At 72.7% G+C, this 20,848-nt stretch carries 22 protein-coding genes; 14 read left to right on the top strand and 8 right to left on the bottom strand.

Annotated features, from left to right (window positions below):
- Positions 1-31: 31 nt before the first annotated feature.
- From ACFO0B_RS15665 to ACFO0B_RS15645, 5 genes are all read left to right on the top strand, one after another.
- Positions 32-859, top strand: coding sequence for a DUF5666 domain-containing protein (locus tag ACFO0B_RS15665; protein WP_378613174.1), 828 nt, complete (start codon positions 32-34; stop codon positions 857-859).
- Positions 860-947: 88 nt separating this feature from the next.
- Entirely contained in the window at positions 948-1,880 is a 933-nt protein-coding gene (locus ACFO0B_RS15660; RefSeq protein ID WP_378613816.1) for a hypothetical protein, read from the top strand.
- Positions 1,881-2,073: 193 nt separating this feature from the next.
- Positions 2,074-2,649 carry an orotate phosphoribosyltransferase gene (pyrE, locus tag ACFO0B_RS15655; protein ID WP_378613173.1) on the top strand — a complete coding sequence of 192 codons (576 nt, stop codon included), beginning with the start codon at positions 2,074-2,076 and terminating at the stop codon, positions 2,647-2,649.
- A 48-nt stretch (positions 2,650-2,697) separates the two neighbouring features.
- Positions 2,698-3,756: a beta-ketoacyl-ACP synthase 3 gene (locus tag ACFO0B_RS15650; protein WP_378613172.1), complete on the top strand. Its 1,059-nt coding sequence runs from the start codon at positions 2,698-2,700 to the stop codon at positions 3,754-3,756.
- Positions 3,756-4,460 (top strand): lysoplasmalogenase, encoded by a 705-nt coding sequence (locus ACFO0B_RS15645; RefSeq protein ID WP_378613171.1) that lies wholly within the window; start codon positions 3,756-3,758, stop codon positions 4,458-4,460. The genes ACFO0B_RS15650 and ACFO0B_RS15645 overlap by 1 nt, the downstream gene beginning before the upstream one ends.
- Here ACFO0B_RS15645 and ACFO0B_RS15640 read toward each other — a convergent pair.
- Together ACFO0B_RS15640 and ACFO0B_RS15635 are read right to left on the bottom strand one after the other, a co-directional pair.
- Entirely contained in the window at positions 4,457-5,092 is a 636-nt protein-coding gene (locus ACFO0B_RS15640; protein ID WP_378613815.1) for a response regulator transcription factor, read from the bottom strand. The genes ACFO0B_RS15645 and ACFO0B_RS15640 overlap by 4 nt on opposite strands.
- A 223-nt stretch (positions 5,093-5,315) precedes the next feature.
- The gene (locus tag ACFO0B_RS15635) at positions 5,316-6,620 is read right to left on the bottom strand and encodes a sensor histidine kinase (RefSeq protein WP_378613170.1); all 1,305 of its coding nucleotides are present in this window, start codon (positions 6,618-6,620) and stop codon (positions 5,316-5,318) included.
- Positions 6,621-6,711: 91 nt separating this feature from the next.
- Here ACFO0B_RS15635 and ACFO0B_RS15630 point away from each other — a divergent pair, with 91 nt between their 5' ends.
- The gene (locus tag ACFO0B_RS15630; protein WP_378613168.1) at positions 6,712-7,032 is read left to right on the top strand and encodes a DUF4190 domain-containing protein; all 321 of its coding nucleotides are present in this window, start codon (positions 6,712-6,714) and stop codon (positions 7,030-7,032) included.
- 2 nt (positions 7,033-7,034) lie between these two features.
- Here the strand turns inward: ACFO0B_RS15630 and ACFO0B_RS15625 are convergent, their stop codons facing one another.
- Positions 7,035-7,334 carry a type II toxin-antitoxin system prevent-host-death family antitoxin gene (locus ACFO0B_RS15625; protein WP_378613167.1) on the bottom strand — a complete coding sequence of 100 codons (300 nt, stop codon included), beginning with the start codon at positions 7,332-7,334 and terminating at the stop codon, positions 7,035-7,037.
- Here ACFO0B_RS15625 and ACFO0B_RS15620 point away from each other — a divergent pair.
- The 3 genes from ACFO0B_RS15620 to ACFO0B_RS15610 all read left to right on the top strand — a co-directional run bounded on the left by ACFO0B_RS15620 (position 7,333) and on the right by ACFO0B_RS15610 (position 9,430).
- Positions 7,333-7,479: a hypothetical protein gene (locus ACFO0B_RS15620; protein ID WP_378613165.1), complete on the top strand. Its 147-nt coding sequence runs from the start codon at positions 7,333-7,335 to the stop codon at positions 7,477-7,479. The genes ACFO0B_RS15625 and ACFO0B_RS15620 overlap by 2 nt on opposite strands.
- Positions 7,480-7,488: 9 nt before the next feature.
- Positions 7,489-8,163 carry a TrmH family RNA methyltransferase gene (locus ACFO0B_RS15615; RefSeq protein WP_378613164.1) on the top strand — a complete coding sequence of 225 codons (675 nt, stop codon included), beginning with the start codon at positions 7,489-7,491 and terminating at the stop codon, positions 8,161-8,163.
- A 181-nt stretch (positions 8,164-8,344) separates the two neighbouring features.
- Positions 8,345-9,430, top strand: a complete 1,086-nt coding sequence (locus tag ACFO0B_RS15610; protein ID WP_378613814.1) for a glycoside hydrolase family 76 protein — start codon at positions 8,345-8,347, stop codon at positions 9,428-9,430.
- On the opposite strand, the gene ACFO0B_RS15605 is transcribed toward ACFO0B_RS15610, so the two are convergent.
- On the bottom strand, positions 9,427-10,113 hold the full coding sequence (locus ACFO0B_RS15605; RefSeq protein WP_378613163.1) for a DedA family protein: 687 nt from the start codon (positions 10,111-10,113) through the stop codon (positions 9,427-9,429). The two genes, ACFO0B_RS15610 and ACFO0B_RS15605, sit on opposite strands and share 4 nt — an antisense overlap.
- A 249-nt stretch (positions 10,114-10,362) precedes the next feature.
- Between ACFO0B_RS15605 and fbaA the strand changes: the two genes are divergently transcribed.
- The 3 genes from fbaA (at position 10,363) to ACFO0B_RS15590 (ending at position 14,149) form a co-directional block, all read left to right on the top strand.
- Complete coding sequence (fbaA, locus tag ACFO0B_RS15600; RefSeq protein WP_378613162.1) at positions 10,363-11,397, top strand: class II fructose-bisphosphate aldolase; 1,035 nt, start codon at positions 10,363-10,365, stop codon at positions 11,395-11,397.
- 28 nt (positions 11,398-11,425) lie between these two features.
- Complete coding sequence (locus ACFO0B_RS15595; RefSeq protein WP_378613161.1) at positions 11,426-12,544, top strand: BTAD domain-containing putative transcriptional regulator; 1,119 nt, start codon at positions 11,426-11,428, stop codon at positions 12,542-12,544.
- 168 nt (positions 12,545-12,712) lie between these two features.
- Positions 12,713-14,149: a DUF4185 domain-containing protein gene (locus tag ACFO0B_RS15590; protein ID WP_378613160.1), complete on the top strand. Its 1,437-nt coding sequence runs from the start codon at positions 12,713-12,715 to the stop codon at positions 14,147-14,149.
- Here the strand turns inward: ACFO0B_RS15590 and ACFO0B_RS15585 are convergent, their stop codons facing one another.
- Together ACFO0B_RS15585 and ACFO0B_RS15580 are read right to left on the bottom strand one after the other, a co-directional pair.
- Positions 14,150-15,172, bottom strand: coding sequence for a fused (3R)-hydroxyacyl-ACP dehydratase subunits HadA/HadB (locus ACFO0B_RS15585; RefSeq protein WP_378613159.1), 1,023 nt, complete (start codon positions 15,170-15,172; stop codon positions 14,150-14,152).
- Between the two features lie 85 nt (positions 15,173-15,257).
- Positions 15,258-16,100, bottom strand: a complete 843-nt coding sequence (locus ACFO0B_RS15580; RefSeq protein ID WP_378613158.1) for an Rv0361 family membrane protein — start codon at positions 16,098-16,100, stop codon at positions 15,258-15,260.
- 1,506 nt (positions 16,101-17,606) lie between these two features.
- Between ACFO0B_RS15580 and ACFO0B_RS15575 the strand changes: the two genes are divergently transcribed.
- Both ACFO0B_RS15575 and ACFO0B_RS15570 read left to right on the top strand, forming a co-directional pair.
- Positions 17,607-18,044, top strand: a complete 438-nt coding sequence (locus ACFO0B_RS15575; protein ID WP_378613156.1) for a DUF3151 domain-containing protein — start codon at positions 17,607-17,609, stop codon at positions 18,042-18,044.
- 7 nt (positions 18,045-18,051) lie between these two features.
- Complete coding sequence (locus ACFO0B_RS15570; protein ID WP_378613155.1) at positions 18,052-19,200, top strand: FUSC family protein; 1,149 nt, start codon at positions 18,052-18,054, stop codon at positions 19,198-19,200.
- A 180-nt stretch (positions 19,201-19,380) separates the two neighbouring features.
- Here the strand turns inward: ACFO0B_RS15570 and ACFO0B_RS15565 are convergent, their stop codons facing one another.
- Entirely contained in the window at positions 19,381-20,151 is a 771-nt protein-coding gene (locus ACFO0B_RS15565; RefSeq protein ID WP_378613154.1) for a site-2 protease family protein, read from the bottom strand.
- The gene (locus ACFO0B_RS15560) at positions 20,148-20,807 is read right to left on the bottom strand and encodes a hypothetical protein (RefSeq protein ID WP_378613153.1); all 660 of its coding nucleotides are present in this window, start codon (positions 20,805-20,807) and stop codon (positions 20,148-20,150) included. The genes ACFO0B_RS15565 and ACFO0B_RS15560 overlap by 4 nt, the downstream gene beginning before the upstream one ends.
- Positions 20,808-20,848 lie beyond the last annotated feature (41 nt).

The following is a 20,848-nucleotide window of genomic DNA, read 5'->3' as shown; positions in this document are numbered from 1 at the left end:
CCGCGCCTCTCGTAGTTCGTACCCTGTAGCTATGACGAACCCGAAGGACCCCTGGGGGCAGCGGCCGGACGACAGTCCGACCCGACACCTCGGCGCGCCGGGTGCGTCGGGCGCACCGCCAACGAACGTCTTCGGTGGCTCGGCGGGCGGGTACGGCGAATGGACGCCGCCGCCACCCCCGGACGCCACCCGCGAATTTCCCTCGTACGACAGCCAGTGGGGTCCGTACGAGGGGCAGGGTGGCACCACGCAGCAGCCCTACCAGCAGCAACCGCCGCCGAACCCGGCGGCAGGCCAGCCGCAGCAGCAGAATTGGGGCAACCCGCCGCCGCCCGGCTACCCGCCGCAGGGGCCGCCGGGCAACCCGCCGCCGCCCAGGCGCAACACCGGGCTGTGGATCGGCCTCGGCCTGGCCGCCGTGCTGCTGATCGCGGTGCTCGGCGTCTTCGCCGGGCTGTACTTCACCGGCGGCGACGACGATTCGACCGCCGCGGGCACGACGACCACCGCGACCCGCCAGCCCGGCCGCAGCACCGCGCCGCCCTCGGGCAACCAGACCACCCCGTCCTTCCCGGCGCTGCCGAGCGAGCTCCCCGGCCTGCCCGGCCTGGAGGATCTCGGCAGCGCGATGGGCTCGATCACCGCGAACAACGGCGGCACGCTGACCCTGCGCACCCTGGACGGCAAGACCGTCACCGTGCGCACCGACGCCGGCACCCAGGTGATCTCGCTCGGCGTCACCACCGCCGCCGACCTGCCGGTCGGCGAGATGGTCGTGGTGCAGGGCGACAAGGGCGCGGACGGCGATATCCTCGCCGAGATCATCATCAGCACCGGGCTTTCCGGGGGTGGCCGGTGACCGCGCGGGAAGCGACCCGGGCCGCCACGAGCCGAGGGTGCGGGGCAATCACGGGATCGGCTGGTTAGGCTGTGCGGCGATGACGGAGATGTGGTTCGGGTTGGCGGCGATCGCCCTGGTCGGTGCGGTCGTCCTGCTGTACTTCGACCGGGCGCAACGGCAGCGGACCGGTCACGCGCGCCAGGTGTGGGCCAAGGCCCAGGGATACACCTATGTGTCGGTGGAGCCGGCGCTACCTTCGACCTGGCGCCGCGGGGCGCTGGCCAAGCTCGGCTACCTCTCCGCGGTCGACGTGGTCTCCGGGATCCGCAAGGGCGAGAAGTTCGTGCTCTTCGACCTGGAGGACTCGGCGACGCTGATCGCGGTGCGCAGGCAGATCGGCTCGGACATCGACGTGGACATGCGGCTGAAGACCGCGTCCCCGCCGAAGGACGCCGACCTCGAGCTGCTCGGCGCGATCGGCGACCGGGTGGTCTTCGCGACCAACCCCGAGATCGCCAGGCACGCCGTCGATCAGCGGATGGTCGCGTTCATCGAGTCGCTGCCCGATATCGTGCAGATGCTGTGGAGCGAGGGCAACTGGACCCTCGGCATGCTCTCCATCGGCACCGGGTCCCGCGACTGGGAGACCTCGATCGACGCCGTCCTTCGCCTTTCCGGTCTGCTGCACGTGCTTCCGCCGGAGAGCGACACCTACGGCGAGGGCGACTTCGGCAGGCCGGGCGGCCGGGCCAAGCCGCGCCGCGACGACGAGCCCGACGACCCGGCCGGAAACCGCGACGCCGCAGGTGAATCCGCTGATCGGCCGCGCGCCGAGGAGCGGCAGGCGGGCGAGGCCGGTGCCGAGCCAGCGCAGCGCAGGCCGAGCCTGGCCGTCGTGCCCGGCAAGCGGGACGAGCCGCGCCGCCAGGAGCGGCAGGCGGGCCCCGAGCCGGAGCAGGACGGCGACGGGGAGGGCGACCGCCCCGGCGGCCCGTTCCACCCCGGCTTCCGCCCCTACCAGGGGCCGGTCCCGCAGTAACCGGTACACCCGCCCGACCCGTATTCTGCAACCGAGGGTTGGTCCGTGGTCCGGCCGCAGCCGGATCGCGACGACAGCCGGATCGTGCCGACGCAGCAGGCTGCGCGCGCGTACCGGAGACCGCGACCGGCGGACGCTCGTGCGACAGGCGCGCCGGAGTTTGTCCGACGCACGCGAAAGGACGCGAGACCAGATGATCGACCATGCCATCGAGACGGCTCAGCACCGCTCCGGCTCCGCCGACCGGGGTGAGCTGGCGCGCCTCGTGCGCGAGCTGGCCGTCGTGCACGGCCCGGTGACCCTGTCCTCCGGCAAGCACGCCGAGTACTACGTCGACCTGCGCCGCGCCACCCTGCACCACCGGGCGGCCCCGCTGATCGGCAGCCTGCTGCGCGAGCTGGTCGCGGATTGGGAGTTCGAGGCCGTCGGCGGCCTCACCATGGGCGCCGACCCGGTCGCGCTCGCCGTCATGCACGCCCCGGGCCGCCCGATCAATGCCTTCGTGGTGCGCAAGGCCGCCAAGGAGCACGGCATGCAGCGCCGGATCGAGGGCCCCGACGTGGCCGGGCGCCGGGTGCTCGTGGTGGAGGACACCACCACCACCGGAAACTCCCCGCTCACCGCGGTGCGCGCGCTGCGCGAGGCGGGCGCCGACGTGGTCGGGGTCGCCACCGTCGTCGACCGCGAGACCGGCGCCGACCAGGTGATCGCCGCCGAGGGGTTGGGCTACCGGTCCATCCTCGGATTGGCCGATCTCGAGCTGGGATAGCCTGATGAGCGGTTTGTCCTGCGTTTCGAAGGGTCGTGTGAGTCACCCGTGGTGAGCATTGCTGTCAACAAGGGTCGAGAGAATGTGGCGATGCTCGGTATCGGTGCCTATCGACCTACCCGCCTCGTGAGCAACGACGAGGTCTGCGAGGTACTCGACTCCACCGATCAGTGGATCTTCGAGCGCAGCGGGATCCGCAACCGGCGCTGGATCAGCGGCGACGAGACGGTCAGGACGATCGCCGTCGCCGCCGCCGAGCGGGCCATCGCGAGCAGCGGGATCGACCGCGCCGAGATCGGCACCGTCATCCTCGCCACCGGCACCTGGCCGTACAAGACCCCGCACGGCGCCCCGTCGATCGCCTACGACCTCGGCATCAACGGGGTGGCCGCCTTCGATCTGGAGAGCGGCTGCGGCGGGTTCTGCTACGGCCTCGGCGTCGGCGCGGATCTGATCCGGGCGGGGTCGGCGAAGTACGTGCTGCTCATCGGCGTCGAGACAATGTCGGTCGGGATGGACCCGCACGATCGCGGCACCGCCTTCATCTTCGGCGACGGCGCCGGCGCGGTGGTGATCGGCCCCAGTGAGGAGAACGGCATCTCGCCGACCGTCTGGGGCAGTGACGGCGAGAACGCGCTCGCCATCTCGCAGAACTACGACATCCTCGCCTACGAGGACCGCGCGGAGGAGCTGCAGGGCACCGACCCGGCGACGGATCCGGTCGGCCGCATGGTGATCCGGATGGAGGGGCCGCGGGTCTTCCGCTGGGCCGCGGTGACGCTGCCGCGCGCGCTCTCCACCGCGCTCGAGGTCTCCGGGGTCTCCAAGGACGAGCTCGAGGTGTTCATCCCGCACCAGGCGAACGCCAGGATCAACGAGCTGATGAAGAAGAACCTCGGCCTCGCCGATGAGATCCCGATGGCCAACGACGTCGAGAACACCGGCAACACCTCGGCCGCCTCCATCCCGCTCGCCATCGAGGAGATGCTGGTGACCGGGAAGGCCAAGGGCGGCCAGACCGCGCTCCTGCTCGGCTTCGGCGCCGGGCTCAGCTACGCGGGCCAGGTCGTCACGCTGCCGCCCGCGCCGAAGGAGCCGAGCTTCTGATGCGGCCGTTCCGCGCCGGTTTCCTCGCCGCGGCGGCGCTCACCGCCGCCGGGGCCGTCACCGGAAGGGAACGCTGGCAGTGGGTCGGCAAGCCGTTGCTCATGCCGCTGCTCGCCGCCGACGTCGCGGTGGCGGGGAAGGCGATCGACCCGGCCGAGCGGAGCACGCTGCTCGCGGCGCTCGGTGCCGCCACCGTCGGTGACGTGCTGCTCATCGACCCGGACGACGACCGCAGGCTCGTCGCGGGCGCCTCGGCGTTCGGGGTCATGCAGGGCTGCTACGCGGCGCTCTGGTGGCGGCGCGGGGCGCGGCCGACCGCCGCCGTCGCGGTGCCGCGGCTGCTGGCCTGGGCGGGCGCCGCAGCGCTGTTGCGGTGGCGAGCGCCAGCTGTGGCGGGGCCGCTCACCGGGTACGGCCTCGCGCTGGGGGCCGCCGGGGTGCTCGCCTCGGATCCCGATCTGGCGCCGAACTCGCCCACCGTCGGCGGCGTCGTGCTGCCGGACGAGGACCCGCGCAGCCGGCTCGGGCTCGGCGCGCTGCTCTTCACCGTCTCGGACGGGCTGATCGTGGCACGCAGGCTGCTGCTGCGCGGCTCGCGCTCGCGGCGGCTCGCCGAGGGCACCATCCTGGCGACCTACGCGGCGGCGCAGTACCTGCTCGCCGACCCGGCCGCGCACGCGCCGCGCTCGCCTTCGGTTCGCTAGCCGCGCAGCCGGAGCACCGCCAGCACCCGGCGGTGGTGCGTGTCCGACGGCGGCAGGTCGAGCTTGGTGAAGATATTGCCGATGTGCTTCTCCACCGCCCGCTCGGTGACGTGCAGCGCCGCCGCGATGGCGGCATTGCTCAGCCCCTGGGCCATCCGCTCCAGCACCTCGCGCTCGCGCGGGGTGAGCCGGTCCAGGCCGTCCCGGCCCGCGTTCATCAGCTGGCTCACCACCTCGGGGTCGAGCGCGGTGCCGCCCGCCGCCACCCGGGTGAGCGCATCCACGAACTCGCTGACGTCGGCGACCCGGTCCTTGAGCAGGTACCCGACCCCGGCCGCGCCCGCCGCGAGCAGCTCGGTGGCGTAGCGGGTCTCGATCCACTGCGAGAACACCAGCACGCCGAGGCCCGGGTGGCCGCGGCGCAGTTGCAGCGCGGCGAGCAGCCCCTCGTCGGTGAAGGTGGGCGGCATGCGGATGTCGACCACCGCGACGTCGGGGCGGTGCTCGGTGACGGCTTGGATCAGCGCCTGAGCGTCGCCCGCCATGGCGACCACCTCGTGGCCGTGGTCGGTGAGCAGCGCGGCGAGGCCGTCGCGCAGGATCGCGGAGTCCTCCGCGATCACCACCCGCAGCGGCGCGGTCACGGCAGTCCCGCCGGGGGAGTGATCGCGGTCCGCGAGCGCGTGGCAGACCCGGCGGCGAGCGGGCGCGGAGCTATCCGGTCGGCACCGTGCCCGGCTGCGGCACCGTGCCCGGCTGCGGCACCGTGCCCGGCTGCGGCACCGTGCCCGGCTGCGGCACCGTGCCCGGCCGCGGCACCGGGCCTGGCTGCGGCGTCGGGCCGGTCCGGGCCGCTCATACCGGCACGGCCACGGGCAGGGTGACCGTGACCACCGTCGGCCCGCCGTCGGGGCTCACCACGGTGAGCTCGCCGTCCACCGAGCGAGCACGGGCCGCGAGCCCGGCCAGCCCGCCGACGGGTTGCTCGGAGACGGTCGGCGGCAGTACCCCGCCGCGCCCCTCGTCCCGGACGGTGAGCACCAGCGTCTCCGCGTCGCTGTGCGCCCGCACCGCCGCCGCCTGCGTCCCGGAGTGCTTGACCACATTGGTGAGCAGCTCAGCCACCGAGAAGTAGGCGATCGCCTCGATCGCCGGACTCGGCCGCACCGGAAGCACGCACCGCAGCTGTACCGGAACCGCGCACCGCGCCGCCAGGGTTTCCAGCGCCGCCTCCAGCCCGAGCTCGAGCGCGGGCGGATGGATCCCGCGCACCAGCTCGCGCAGCTCCACCAGTGCCTCCTTGGTCCCGGCGTGCGCCGCGGTGACGAGCTCGCCGGCATCGGCCCCGGAGTCGAGCCGCTGCTCGGCGCGGCCGAGTGCCATGGCGATGGTCACCAGCCGCGCCTGCGTCCCGTCGTGCAGGTCGCGCTCCAGCCGGCGCAGCGTCGCCGTCGAATCGTCGACCGCCGCACGCCGTTTCGCGGCCAGCTCGGCCACCGCCCGATCCCGCTCGGTCGGCGCGAGCAGCCCGCGCACCAGCAGCCCGTGCAGCAGCGCCGTCACCCGCAGCAGCCACGGCGCCGCCAGGCAGCAGAGCACGCCGACCGCCCCGACCAGCAGCACCCGCGGCCAGGAGTCCACGTAGAACTCGCCGAACTGGATGAACGAGCGGTGCTCGACCCCCCGCGCGTCCACATTGACCGGCTCGGCCAGCAGCCAGATCAGCGGCGAGAGCGCGAGCATCCCCGCCAGCCCCACCGCGAGCAGCACGTTCCAGCCGAGCACCGCGCCCAGCGCCACCTGCAGCAGCAGGAAGAGCAGGGCCCGCCACGAGGAGCGGTCGCCGAACGCCCCCGCCAGGAAGCCGAACAGCCCCGGCTTCGGCGTGAACGGCGGCGGCTCCGGCACCGCTACCCCGAGCAGCGCCGCGGCGAGCACCCGGTACACCCGCCCCCACACCCGCCCGCCGAGCAGCACCAGCGCCACCAGCGGCACCCCGACCAGCAGCGGTGTCATCGCGAGGCCGATGCCGAACCCGATCAGCAGGTACAGCCCGACCAGCCCGCCCAGCGGAACCGCCAGCACGACGAAGGCCAGATCGCGCCAGGTACGGGCGCGGAAGGGGGCGAGCAGGACGGCGCGGGCCGGGTTCTCGGTCATGGATTCCATGCTCGCCGCCCGGCTCCGCGCGGGCGAGGAGGCGAACCGCCGAATTCCCGGTGTAGCCAGCACCACCCCGTACGATCTGCGCATGACCTACCCTCCGCCCGGGTACCCGCAGCAGCACTACTACCGGCCGCCGGACCACCCGCAGGCCACCGCCATCGTCATCCTCGGCGTGCTCGGCCTCGTGCTCTGCCAGTTCCTCGGCCCGGTGGCCTTCGTCATGGGCGGCAAGGCGCTCGCGGAGATCGACAACTCCGGCGGCGCCGTCGGCGGCCGCAGCACCGTCCTGGCCGGCTACATCTGCGGCATCATCGGCACCGTGATCCTGGTTGTCACCATCCTCGTGATCATCGCCGCCGTCATCATCGCCGTCGTCGCGGGAGAATCGACCACCTCGACGTACTGAGCTCAGCCCAGGAGGTCGCGGCGCAGGTCGTCGACCGGGATGCCGGAGCCGTTGTCCTCGGCGACGGCGCGGCGCAGCAGCGCGGCATCCCGCGCCTCCTCGAGTTCTTCCAGCAGCCTCAGGTCATTCGCGGAGATGACCGCGGCGATGGCCTTGCCGTGCCTGGTGGCCACTACGCGATCGCCCGCGTACGCGATGCGGTTCAGGACGTCCGCGAGGCGGCTGCGGAGCGAGCCCGAGGTCACGATCGCGGGTCCGGCCGAGCGGCAGCTCCGCAAGATCGCGGCGCGGGACAGGGCCATGGCCAAGGATCCGCTCGACGCCATCGACGGTCCGAAGCGCGATCCGCGGCCGGACGGGTGCAAGAAGCCGTGGGGTGTCGAGGGGTACCGGCTCCGGGTGTTCCGGGTGGCGGACCGGAAGGAGGTCTATCGGGCCCACCGATAACATGTCCGGGTGCCCGACCCCGAGACGCCCGAGCCGGTGGGACCCACGGAGTGGGGGGAGCATCCGCACGGGGTGGGGCCGTGGCGGGACGAGTACGGGAGCGCGCCGCCGGATGATCCGCGGCTGGACCCGGAGCTGCTCGCGGCAGGTGACCGGCGCAATGTGGTGGACGCGTACCGGTACTGGCGGCGGGAGGCGATCGTCGCCGACATCGACGCGCGCAGGCACCCGTTCCACGTGGCGATCGAGAACTTCGGGCACGACGCGAACATCGGCACCGTCGTCCGCACCGCCAACGCCTTCGCCGCGGCCGCGGTGCACATCGTCGGCAGGCGGCGCTGGAATCGCCGCGGCGCCATGGTGACCGACCGCTACCAGCACCTGGAGCACCACGAGAGCACCGCCGAGCTCGCGGCGTACGCGCAGCGCACCGGCCTGCGGGTGGTCGCGGTGGACAACGTCCCCGGCGCGGTCCCGCTGGAGACCGCCACTCTCCCGCGCGACTGCCTGCTGCTCTTCGGCCAGGAGGGCCCCGGCGTCACCGACTCCGCGAAAGCGGCGGCCGCGCTGACCGTCTCGATCGCCCAGTTCGGCTCGACCAGGAGCATCAACGCAGGCGTCGCGGCGGGCATCGCCATGCACGCCTGGATCCGCCAGCACGCCGACCTCGGCACCGCCTGGTGACGAGAGCCGCGAACATGGCTGCCCGGCGCGCCGCGGCGGGACACGGCCGGAACGGTCACGAATGGGCCGCGATTCCGCGCGCCGACCTGGCACCATGGAGGGTATGACCTCGCGGAGCGGCCGCCCCCAGTCCGAATCGAGCGGCGCGGCGACCCCCGCGCTGTGGTCCGAGCGGGCGGACATGGCCGAGTCGGCGATCCTCTCCCGGCACCTGCGCTCGGTCTGGGTGCTCCCGCGCACCGCGCTCGGCGTGGTCGGCTGGCCCCCGACCCGGCGCGAGCGCGCCTTCTTCAACTGGCACTACTGGTGGCAGGCGCACCTCATCGACTGCGCGGTGGACGCCGCCAACCGGGTGCCGACCCCCGCCCGCCGCCGCCGGGTCGGCGCGCTGGCCCGCAGCCACCGGCTGCGCAACCTCACCGGCTGGACCAACAAGTACTACGACGACATGGCCTGGCTCGCCATCGCGCTGGAGCGCGCGGAGCGCACCCAGGACGTGCCCGCCCGCCGCGCCCTCACCGCACTGGAGAAGGCGCTCCACGACGGCTGGAACCCGGCCGTCGGCGGCGGCCTGCCCTGGCGCATCGGCTCCGACTTCTTCAACGCCCCGGCCAACGGCCCCGCCGCCATCGCGCTCTCCCGGCTCGGCTACCGGGCCCGCGCGCAGGAGATGTCGGACTGGCTCGACGCCACCCTGCGCGACCCGGAGTCCGGGCTCATCCTGGACGGCATCCACCTGCCATCCGGCGAGATCGAGCGGCCGGTCTTCAGCTACTGCCAGGGCGTCGTCCTCGGCCTGGACGCCGAGCTCGCCGCGCACACCGGCGACCGGCGGCACCTGGACCGGGTGCACAACCTGCTCGGCGCGGTCCGGCGGGCCATGTCGACGAACGACGTGATCAACGGCGGCGGTGGCGGCGACGGCGGGCTCTTCAACGGCATTCTGGCGCGCTACCTCGCGGTGGTCGCGGTGCTGCTGCCGGGCGACGACCCGGTGCAGGAGGAGGACCGAAGGATCGCGGCCGCGCTGGTCAGGGAGTCGGCCGAGGCGGCGTGGGCGAACCGGCTCGAGGTCGAGGGCGAGCCGCTGTTCGGCAACGACTGGAGCAAGCCCGCGCAGCTGCCGGGCACCAGCGGCGGCGCGGGCCGCTTCACCACCGGCGGCTCGGTCACCGCCTCCGCCGTGCCCGAGCGTGACCTGGCCGTCCAGCTCTCCGGCTGGATGCTCATGGAAGCGGCCTACCAGGTCGCCGCCGCCGGGCTCTAGCGCTCCCTGATCACCTGGATCGGCATGGTGTCCAGGTCGTAGTCCTCGATCGGCCGCGCCATCTCCTGGCGGTACTGCCTGATTCCGAAGATGGTGCCGACCACCAGCGCGAGCACCAGCCCGACGACGACCACCGGCATGAGCCAGGGCAGCCGCTGCAGGAACCCGCCCGCGTAGTAGCCGATCAGCAACAGCACCGGCGCCCAGATGATCGCGCCGATGGTGCTGGCGATCGTGTACTTGCGGTGGTCCATCCCGGCCGCGCCCGCCACCATCGGGCAGAGCGTGCGCACCCAGGGGATCCAGCGGGCGACGAGCACCGCGAGGAAGCCGTGCTTGTGCAGCAGGTCGCCGACGCGCTGCAAATTCTTGGCATTGATGTAGCGGCCGTTCTTCCGCGCCACCATGTGGTGCCCGGTGCGCTGGCCGATCACGTACCCGACCTGGTTGCCCGCGATGGCGGCCACCATGGCCCCGCCGGAGAGCGCCCAGACGTGCGCCTCGCCCGAAGCGTGCGATGCCATCACGATTCCCGCGGTGACCAGCATGGAGTCACCGGGCAGGAAGAGCCCGAGCAGGACCGCGCACTCCAGGAAGACGAAGGTGAGCACGACCGCCCACACGACGGCCGGGCCTGCCGAGACCAGCGGATCGAAGGTGCCGACCGCGAGAACTTGCTGCACTCCGGACACCTGCTAGCGAATCCGCTCGCTCAGCATCCGAGAACCCGTCCCGGCGTACCGAGTTCTCATCGTGCCGAGAGCCACCAGCGAAATCACCTTGACAACAGTACCGGTTCCCCGGAGTTTCGCTCGCGCAGCGGCGGCCCCTCCCCTGCTGGGCCGGGAACATGCGCTGGCCTAGGGTGGTAACCGACATATGTGTCTCTTTCGCCGCACTAGCCAGTGCCGCTCAACACGGAGGTCTCACCAGTGCCTATCGCGACTCCGGAGGTCTACGCCGAGATGCTCGGCCGGGCCAAGGCGAACTCCTTCGCATTCCCCGCCATCAACTGCACGTCGTCGGAGACGATCAACGCGGCCATCAAGGGCTTCGCGGACGCCGGCAGCGACGGCATCATCCAGTTCTCGACCGGCGGCGCGGAATTCGGCTCCGGCCTCGGCGTCAAGGACATGGTGACCGGCGCGGTAGCGCTGGCGGAGTTCGCGCACGTGGTGGCCGCGAAGTACGGCGTGACCATCGCGCTGCACACCGACCACTGCCCGAAGGACAAGCTGGACGGTTTCGTCCGGCCGCTGATCGCGATCTCCCAGGAGCGCGTGAACGCCGGGCGGCACCCGCTCTTCCAGTCGCACATGTGGGACGGCTCGGCGGTGCCGATCGACGAGAACCTGGAGATCGCGCAGGAGCTGCTGAAGGCGACCGCCGCGGCCAACATCATTCTCGAGGTCGAGATCGGCGTCGTCGGCGGCGAGGAGGACGGCGTCGAGGCCGAGATCAACGACAAGCTCTACACCACCGCCGAGGACTTCGAGAAGACCATCGCGGCGCTCGGCGCGGGGGAGAACGGCAAGTACCTGCTCGCCGCCACCTTCGGCAATGTGCACGGCGTCTACAAGCCGGGCAACGTCAAGCTGCGCCCCGAGGTGCTGGCCGAGGGGCAGCAGGTGGCCGCCGCCAAGCTCGGCCTCGGCGCCGACGCGCAGCCCTTCGACTTCGTCTTCCACGGCGGCTCCGGCTCGCTCAAGTCCGAGATCGAGGCGGCGCTGAACTACGGCGTCGTCAAGATGAACGTCGACACCGACACCCAGTACGCCTTCACCCGCCCGGTGGCCGGGCACATGTTCGCCAACTACGACGGCGTGCTGAAGATCGACGGCGAGGTCGGCAACAAGAAGGTCTACGACCCGCGCGGCTACCTGAAGAAGGCGGAGACCTCGATGGCGGCGCGCGTGGTCGAGGCGTGCGATGATCTGAAGTCCGCGGGGAAGTCGATCAGCGCCTGACCCCCTGACTCCACGAGGGCTCGAGCAGATGAGTCTCGATGTGCGCGTGCTCGGGTCCGTCGAACTGCTCGTCGGCGGTGTGCCGGTGGCATTCGGCGGGCCCAAGCCACGGGCCTTGCTTGCCGCACTTGCGGTGAACCGGCGACGGGCCGTCTCGTCGTCGGCGCTCGCCGAGATGGTCTGGAACGAGGACCCGCCGGATTCCTACTCCGCGAGCCTGCAGGTCTTCGTCTCGAATCTACGCAAGGCGCTGCGCAACTCCGGCATCGACCCGGCGCGGGTGCTGCGCACCGAGGCGTCCGGGTACCGGCTGGAGGTCGCCGAGGAGGCCTGCGATCTCGGCCGCTTCCAGGCGGCGCGGGAGGCGGGCACGCGGGCGGCCGAGGCGGGCGATCACGCGAGCGCCGCCCAGCACTTCGCCGCCGCGCTGCGCGAGTGGCGCGGCCGGGCCCTCGCCGACCTGGCCGGGCTGCAGTTCGCCGACAGCTTCGCCACCGCCATGGAGGAGGAGCGGCTGCTCGCCGCCTCGGCCCGGTTCGACGCCGAGATCGCCTGCGGCCGTGCCTCGTCGGTGATCGGCGAGCTGGTCGCGGTGACCGGCGAGCACCCGCTGCGCGAGCCGCTGTGGGGCCAGCTCATCACCGCGCTCTACCTCTCCGGCCGCCAGGCCGACGCGCTCGACGCCTGCCGCCGGGTGCGCGCCGTGCTCGCCGACGAACTCGGCATCGACCCCGGCCCCGCCCTCATCGAACTGGAGCAGCGGGTGCTGCGCCAGGAGCCGCTGCACACCGGTGAGCTCAAGCGCACCGACCAGCTCGCCGCCGCCATGACCGAGACGGTCACCGAGACCCCGCGCACCGTGCGCAGCGGGCAGCTGCGGCTCGCCGACGGCCGCGCCGTGCTGATCCCGCCGAACGGCATCCGGATCGGCCGGATGACCGACAACGACCTGGTCCTGGACGACCCGAAGGCCAGCCGCTACCACGCCGCCATCACCCCGACCAGGGCCGGGCTGCTGATCAAGGACCTGAACTCGGCGAACGGCGTCTTCATCAACGCGGAGGCGATCGACGAGGGCGCGCCGCTGGCGGACGGCGACAGCATCCGGATCGGCTCCACCGTGCTCACGTTCCACGCCGACCGCTGAGCGGTCCGGCCCGGAGCGGTTCGGCAGGCACCGGGTACCCGCCGCGGATCGCGGGATCCGGCGGGTGCCGGGCCGGTGTGGCCGGTAGGGTCGCACGCGATCGGGTCCGGTTGGTGTGTCGACGAGGGGAATGCGCTGATGACGGGGTCTGCGGCGAGCACGCGGGCGATGGCCGTGTTCGGTTCGGTGCTCTGCGCCGCCGGTGTGCTGGCGAGCGGCCCGGCCGCCGCCGACGAACCGGCTCCGGTGCCGGGCACCGGCCCCTGCGTCACCGACCCGCCGCCGGTGCACGAGCCGCTGGTGCCGAAGACGCTCGAGGTGCCGATCCCGTACCCCGTGGTCACCGTGCTTCCCCCGGAACCGCCCGCGCCGCAACCGGTCCGCGAGGACGTGGTGCTCCCGGACGACCCGTGCCGCAATCCGTGCCCCGACCTCACCGACCAGCCGGACCCGCCGCCCAGCGTCGCCCGCCGCCTCGGCATCCCGGAGCTGCTGCTGAACCCGCAGCCGTTCTACTTCGCGCTCCCCGCGCCAGGCGCCGTCCCCCCGCCGCAGCTGCCCGCGCCGGAACCGGTGCGGCCGCCGGTCGATCCGGCCCCGCAGTCACCCGCCCCCGCGGCGCCCCGGGTCGGCGAGGTGCGCGAGGTCGCCAAGCAGACCGGCGCCTCCTCGATCAACCGCACCGACAAGCGCTGGCAGGTGGAGGGCACCGACCTCGGCATCATGTGGGAGAGCGCCCCCGGCGAGATCGCCATGGCCTTCGGCGACACCGTCGGCAACGGCTTCCACCCGCCGGGCGGCACGGGCGGCGACTGGCGCAGCAACGTCCTCGCCTTCAGCACCGACCGGGAGCTGAGCGACGGGGTCACCTTCGACCGCATGGTCACCGACGGCCGCTGCCACGCCGCCGAGATCCTCTCCAGCCGCAAGCTGGACAATGTGGAGATCACCACCATCCCCACCTCCGGCTTCGCCATCGGCTCCAGGCAGTTCCTGAGCTACATGTCGATCCGCACCTGGCACAGCGCGCCCGGCACCTTCTACACCAACTACGGCGGCATCGCCTACAGCGACGACGGCGGCAGCACCTGGACCGAGGACCCGCACGCCCGCTGGGACAACATCTTCGGCGTCTCCAACTTCCAGGTGAGCGCGATGGTGCCGCAGGGCGACCACGTCTACCTGTTCGGCACACCCAACACCAGGCTCGGCGCGGTCGGGCTGGCCCGCGTGCCCAAAGACCAGGTGCTCAACACCACTGCCTACCAGTACTGGCGGGACGGTGCCTGGACCCCAGTCGGCGGCGCCGCCGCGGCCACCCCGGTGGTCGACGCGCCCGCGGGCGAGCTCTCGGTGCGGTTCGACGCCGAGCGCGGGGTCTGGCAGATGAGCTACCTGGACACCGCCAAGGCCGCCATCGTCGTGCGCGAGGCGAGCTCACCGCAGGGCGTCTGGTCACCGAGCACGCCGACGGTCAGCGTCCTCGACTACCCGGAGCTCTACGGCGGCTTCATCCACCCGTGGTCGCGCGGCGGTGACCTCTACTTCACGATCACCACCTGGAGCGACTACAACGTCTACCTGATGCACGCCGAGCTCGGCTGATCAGCCGAGCCTGACCTCCGCGACCGCCCGCCCGAAGAGCTTGCGCCCCTCGGAGGTTCCGGAGAGCAGCACCGTCGCGGTGCGCCGCTCCGGATCCAGCGACTTGATCCGGCCGCCGAACTCGACCGTGCTCGCCGTCGTCGTGTGCACCGGGACGAACCCGGAGAACCGCACGCTGAACTTCTCGATCGCGGTCGGGTCGCCCAGCCAGTCGGTGAGGTAGCCGGCGGCCAGTCCCATGGTGAGCAGGCCGTGCGCCACCACCGTCGGCAGCCCGGCCAGCTTGGCCGCGTGCTCGCTGAAGTGGATCGGGTTCGGGTCGCCCGCGACGCCCGCGTAGTTCGCCAGATCGCCGCGGGTGAGCCGGGCGGTGCCGGTCGGCAGCTCGTCGCCCTTGGCCAGCGCCGCGAAATCCGGGACGGTGCGCGGCGCCCGCTCCCGGCGCGGCGGGAGCGCGGGCGCGGGGCCGACGCCGAGCGGGATCAGCAGGTCGCTGTCTTCCAGCGCACCGACCTGCTCCACCGGGCTCGAGTGCATGACGATGTTCTCCACCGCCTCCACCAGGTCGGCGTCCACCTCGGCGCCTCGGCGCGCCACGATGGTGCTCGTGCCGGAGATCGCGACCTCGTCCCGCTCGTTGCGCAGCGCGAACCGCACATTGACGAAGTCGTTGTCGCCGAAGTTGCGGATCGACTCGATCAGCATCTCGCTGGTCATCGAATCGCCTGCCAGCAGCGGGCGGTGGATCTCGAAGACCTGGTCGGTCTGCAGGATCTGCGAGATGTCGTACTCGGTGAGCACCGAGTCGAGCAGCGCGCGGGTGGCCGCGAGCCCGATCACCGACGCGAAGGTCGGCGGTGCGAGCACCCGGTCGTAACCCAGCGCCGCGGCGTCCGCCTCCCGGTGGTGGGCGCCGTGCCCGTTCTGGATTGCCCTGGCGAACTCCCTGATCTTCTCGCGCCCCACCTCGTAGCGGTCCCGTACCCGGAACCGCTGACCGGTGAGCGTCTGTGTCTGCGCCACGTCCTTAACCCCCGAAAGCGTCGTCGTCTGATCGCGCATGATGCGGAAATGCTACTGATGTGAACGGACGGTGACTGCTCGGGGTTCAGGGTGTGCCGGTGGGCGGCTCGCAGACCTTCCAGCCCGCGTCGGTGCGCTGCAGGTCGAAGGTGCGCTCGGTCTTGCTGTTCGGGTCGGAGGGGATGAACACGGTCGCCTGGGCCAGCGCGGTGGCGTCGGTGACCCGCACCGCGTCCACCTTCTCCACCACCGGGATGCTGCCCGACTGCTGGGAGACCTGGTGCACGCCGGCGAAATCCTGCTCCGAGATGCCCTGGTAGTAGTCGTGCAGGGCGCCGCAGGTGGACGCGCGCAGCCCCGCCAGGTCGCCCTGGTCCAGCGCCGAGGTGTACTGGGAGATCGCGGCCCGCACCTGGGTCTCCGGGGAGTCCGTGCCGCCGCCGGCCAGCGCGGCGATGATCGCGACCAGTGCCACGATCGCGACGATCACCGCGCCGCCGATCAACAGCAGCTTCTTCCGGCCCCCGCCCTGTTCGGCCGGTTGCTGCTGTGGCTGCGGTTCGATTCGCTGCGGTGGCGCGATCGGGCGCTGTTGCTGCTGGGCCGGGCGGGTCGGCTGGATGTCGGCGGGGGAGGGGGCGGATGACACCTGGCGCGGTTCGGCCGGGCGCTGCGGGCCGGGGCCCTGGCCCTGGCCCGACGGGCGGGTCTCCTCGACCTGGTCCGGGCCGGTCGGTCGCTGCGCCCCCGCCTGCTTCGGGCCGGGGGCCGGGCGCGGGGTGGTCGGCGGCTTGCTCAGCGGGCTCGCGCCGGGCACCCGGTCGGTGCGCTGGATCCGCTGCGTCACCCCGTCGGGGTCGCCCTGCTGCTGCACGGAGAACGCCTGGGTCGGCGCGTCGGCGTCGCCCGGAGCCGGGACGACGCGCATCGCGACGGTCTCGTCCCCCGAGTTGTCCGCCGCCGGACGAGCGATCTTCTCGGTCTCGTCCGCTTGCCCGCCCGAACGGTTCTCGGCAGGGGGCACCTGCTGCGACGCGCTTCCCGCTTTCGGAGGGGTCGCGCCGGGGGCCTGTGGCTTGGTCCCGCCGGGTGCCTGCGGAGTGATCGCGCCGGGGGCCGGTGGCTCAGCTCCGCCGGATGCCTGCGGAGGGGTCGCGCCCGGGGCTTGCGGCTTGGTCCCGCCGGGTGCCTGGGGCGGTGTCGCGCCCGATGCTCGTGGCGGGGTGCCGCCGGGTGCCTGCGCAGGGGTGGCGCCACCGGACCGTGGGGGAGTCCCACCCGGCGCTTGTGCAGGGGGGTTCCCGCCGGGTGCCTGTGGCGGCTCGGCGCCGCCGAGTCCCTGAGGCGAGCCGGGCCCGGCAGGGCCCTGTGGCGGTCTGGCTGCCTGCGGCGCCTCGGCGGGCCCACCCGAGCCCTGCGGTGGCTGGGGACCCGCAGGTGCTGCCTGTGGCGGCTTGTTCCCGCCGGGTGCTCGCGGCGATCCGGCCCCGCCGGGGCCTTGTGGCGGCTTGGCGCCCGCGGGTGCCTGCGACGAGCCAGTTCCGCCGGGCACCTGGGCTGGGCCGGGCCCGCCCGGACCTTGTGGCGGCCGGGCTGCTGCGGGTGCCTGCGGAGGCCTGCTCCCGCCGGGGCCGGGCTCACCCGGGCCCGGGGTCGGTTCGGCTGCAGCAGGTGCTTGCGGCGGCTTGTTCCCGCCAGTCCCCTGCGGCGAGCCAGCCCCGCCCGGTGCTAGGGAAGGTTCGCCCCCTGCGGGTGCTTGCCGAGCCTTCTCCTCGCCAGGTCCCTGCGGCGACCGGACTCCCGCGGTTTCCTGCGGCTGCTTGTCGGTGCCGGACGCGCCAGCGCTGCCCTTCTGCGGCGACTCGGGCTCAGCGGGGGCTTGGACACCGCCGTCCGTCTGCGGCGCACCAGCGCCACCCGGCGCCTGTGGAGGGGCTTCTGCCCCCTGCGACGCCGCGCCGGCACCGGGCGCCGGAGCCGCCGCCTGCGGCGCACTGCCACCGGCAACCTGCCCACCAGGCGCCCCACCGGCAGCGGCCCCACCGCTCACCGCCTGCGCTGCATCGGCGGATGCACCTTGCGCCCGCTCAGGCGAGGTTCCCCCCGCCGCCCCCGGCTTCCGAACCGCCGAGGCAGCTCCAGCACCACCCACTTCCTGCCCGCTCCGCGCCGCGTCCACCTGCCCCGGCCGAACACCCTGCCCCCGCGGGGCACCCGAATCTCCCTGCCCCGCAGCAGAACCCTGCAATTCCACCTTCTCGGTGACCGCATCACCCCCCTGAGCAGCAATAGCCTCCGTAGGCGCGGAATCTCCGGATACCGAGTTCGTCTCGTCGTTCGGGTGGGACACCTACTACCCCTCGTTCCAGGCCGGGTCTTGTGAGTTGCGCGCCAGCCTATCGAGCATTTCCAGGAGCGGTGCACAATGATCCCCATGACCTCGTTCGGTGATCTGCTCGGCCCGCAGCCCGTCCTGCTTCCGGAACTCCACGACGCGGAGGACGCGCTGGACGGCGGCGCCGATCCGGTCGTCGTCGCGGCCGCGCACCCGTCGGCCTCCATCGCCTGGGCGCACCTGGCCGAGGCGGCGCTGGACCGGGCGGGCGACGGCGAGGTGAACCACGACGTGGTCGCCGCCTACGCCTTCGCCCGCACCGGCTATCACCGCGGCCTCGACCTGCTGCGCCGCAACGGCTGGAAGGGCTTCGGCCCGGTCCCGTGGAGCCACGAGCCGAACCGCGGCTTCCTGCGCAGCGTCGGCGCGCTGGCCAAGGCCGCACGGGCGGTCGGCGAGAGCGACGAGTACGCGCGCTGCCTCGACCTGCTCGAGGACTGCGATCCGCGGGCGGCGGCCGAGCTCGGCCTGGACTGACCCGGAGTTGGCGGCGACGCGTGATCGGGTCAGGGCGGCGGGGCAGAGCGGTGCCGACCGCTTCCGCCGCTCCGCCCTGCGGCTGCGCACCTCGGCGCTGCCGATCCTGCAGTGCTCGGTCGGCGCCGCGCTGGCCTGGTTCATCGCGCACACCGTGATCGGCCACCCGCAGCCGTTCTTCGCGCCGACGGCGGCGGTGGTCTCGATCGGCATCTCGTTCGGCGCGCGGGTGCGCCGCTCGGTCGAGCTGGTGGTCGGCGTCGCGGTCGGCATCGGCATCGGCGACGTCTTCATCTCCCGGGTCGGGACCGGAGTCTGGCAGATCGCGCTGGTGGTCGCGGTCGCGATGGCGCTGGCGATCTTCCTGGACGGCGGCTCGATCATCTCGATCCAGGCCGCGGGCTCGGCCGTGCTGGTGGCGACGCTGCTGCCGCCCGCCTCCGGCGGCGACCTCTCCCGGATGATCGACGCCCTGGTCGGCGGGTTGGTCGGGGTGGTCGTGGTCGCGGCGATCCCGCTGCATCCGGTGCGCCGGGCGCGCAACCACGCCGCCGAGGTACTCGCCGTCATGCGGGACGCGCTGCTGCGCGGCGCCGAGGGGCTGCTGGAGCAGGACCCGGACAAGGTGAGCACGGCGCTCACCTCGATGCGCGCCACCCAGCCGCAGATCGACGCGCTGCGCTCCACCCTGGAGGGCGGCCGCGAGATCAGCCGCATCTCCCCGCTCTACTGGAACTCCCGCACCCGCCTGGAGCGCGTCGACGCCACGGCCGACCCGCTGGACAACGCGGTCCGCAATGTCCGCGTCCTGCTGCGCCGCTCGCTCACCCTGATCCGCGACGACGAGATCCTGGACCAGCGGCTGATCGACGCGATCGAGCAGCTCGGCCACGCCGTCGAGGTCATGCGCGCGATGATGCTCGCCGACCCGGGTGAGCAGCCCGACCAGGCCGAGGCCGCCCGGGTGCTGCGCAGTATCGCCAGGGCCGCCCGCCCGGAACTGGTCGCGGGCGCCGGGCTGTCGGCGCACGTGGTGTTCGCGCAGCTCAGGTCGGCCGTGGTGGATCTCATGCAGGTCTGCGGGATGAAGCGGATCTCGGCCATGGCGCTGCTGCCGCCGACGGTGGAGAACCCCTACGTGCGCCCGGCGGAGTAGTCGAGTAGTCCGCTACTCGCGTCCCGGCGGCGCCGGAACCCTAACGTTCTGGTCGGGCCGAGCCACGAGGGGTGCGCGGCCCGATACTTCGGTCGGCGGGGCCGCGCTCCCACCTCGGTGGGATCCCGTCGGCCGAATGCGGTCGCCCGGCTCCTCCCCGGTGAGCCGGGCGACCCACCCTCAGGTCCAGAACCGGGTGAGGTAGCCGCCGTAGCGGGACCAGACGTCCGGCACGCCGGACAGCTCGAAGAGCCAGTAGACGACGTCGAAGAAGACCGCGTTGATCGCGGGCGTGAAGAGCAGCGCGAAGACCAGCAGCATGCCGAACGGTTCGAACTGCTCCAGCCCGCGCCTCGTCCGATAGCTGAGCGATGGCTTGAGCACCCCGTACCCGTCCAGCCCCGGAATCGGCAGGCTGTTCAGCAGCGTGGCGGTGACCTGGAGAAACGCCAGGAAACTCAACCCGAACCAGAACGCCGCGTGCTCGCTCGAACTGCCGAACACCCGGACGATCGCCAGCAGCAACACCGCGAACACCAGGTTGACCAGCGGCCCGGCCGCCGAGATCAGCCGCTGCACATGCTTGGACGCGAAGTCGGTCCGCACGTACACCGCCCCGCCGGGCAGCCCGATCCCGCCGAGCGCGATGAAGACGATCGGCAGCCCGATGGAGAGCAGCGGGTGGCTGTACTTGAGTGGGTTCAGCGTCAGGTAGCCGCGGATCTCCACCTCCCGGTCGCCCGCCCGCCACGCGGCGTAGGCGTGCGCGAACTCGTGCACGCACAGCGTCACCACCCACCCCGCCACCACCAGCGTGAAGACGCCGGCCTTCGCCTGCACCGAGTCCAATTCGGCGGTCCAGGCCAGCACCCCGCCGCCGATCGTGACCGCGAGGACGAGCAGGAAGATCGGGCTCGGGCGCACCGCGCGCCGCGCGGTCGGCAGGCTCATCGCACCAGCAGCCAGGGCTCGTGGTGCCGGTAGAAGCTGGCGCGCTTGACCACCCGGTCGTTCGGGATGCCGTCCCTGGTCACCACCGCGCCCGGCGTGCCGAGCTGCGCGGCCCTCCCCTCCAGCCAGCGCCGCCTGCGGAACCGGCGCCGCACGCAGGCACGCACCCCCGGCTCCTCGATCGAGGGCGAGACCAGCAGCGCCGGGACCGCTCCGGTGAACAGCCGCTCCTCGTCCACGTAGACCTCGCCCTCCAGCGCACCGCCGTCCGGGCCGGTGAGCGTGGCGCGCCCGACCAGCACGGTGCCGGTGTCGTCCCGGATCAGCGGGGTCTCGGCGGCCTTGCCTTCCAGGGCACGCTTGGCCGCGGCGTTGCCGGTGCCGGTCTGGTAGGCGCGGGAGCCGTAGGTCTTCTCCACCGGCACGTAGCCGATCTCGACGTGCAACCGCTCGGTCCGCATGAGGTGTGTGAGGACGGCGGCCAGCGCCGCGTCGGCGCCGAGCACGATCAGGCGGGGCTTGCTGTCCGTGGCGAGCACCGGAAGCAGTTCGTCCACCACCGATTTCGCCGGAACCGGATCGGTCTGCGTGGTCGGCTGCGAGGCGAGCGCGATCGGGACGGGCGCGTCCGCGCAACGGAGAACGTGAGTACTCACCGTGGCCGTATACCTTCCTCGGTCCGAACGACCGCCGCGCT

This window comes from Nocardia jiangsuensis (assembly GCF_042650385.1).
GTDB classification, from domain to species: Bacteria; Actinomycetota; Actinomycetes; order Mycobacteriales; family Mycobacteriaceae; genus Nocardia; species Nocardia jiangsuensis.
This window is presented reverse-complemented; position numbering and strand designations above follow the sequence as displayed.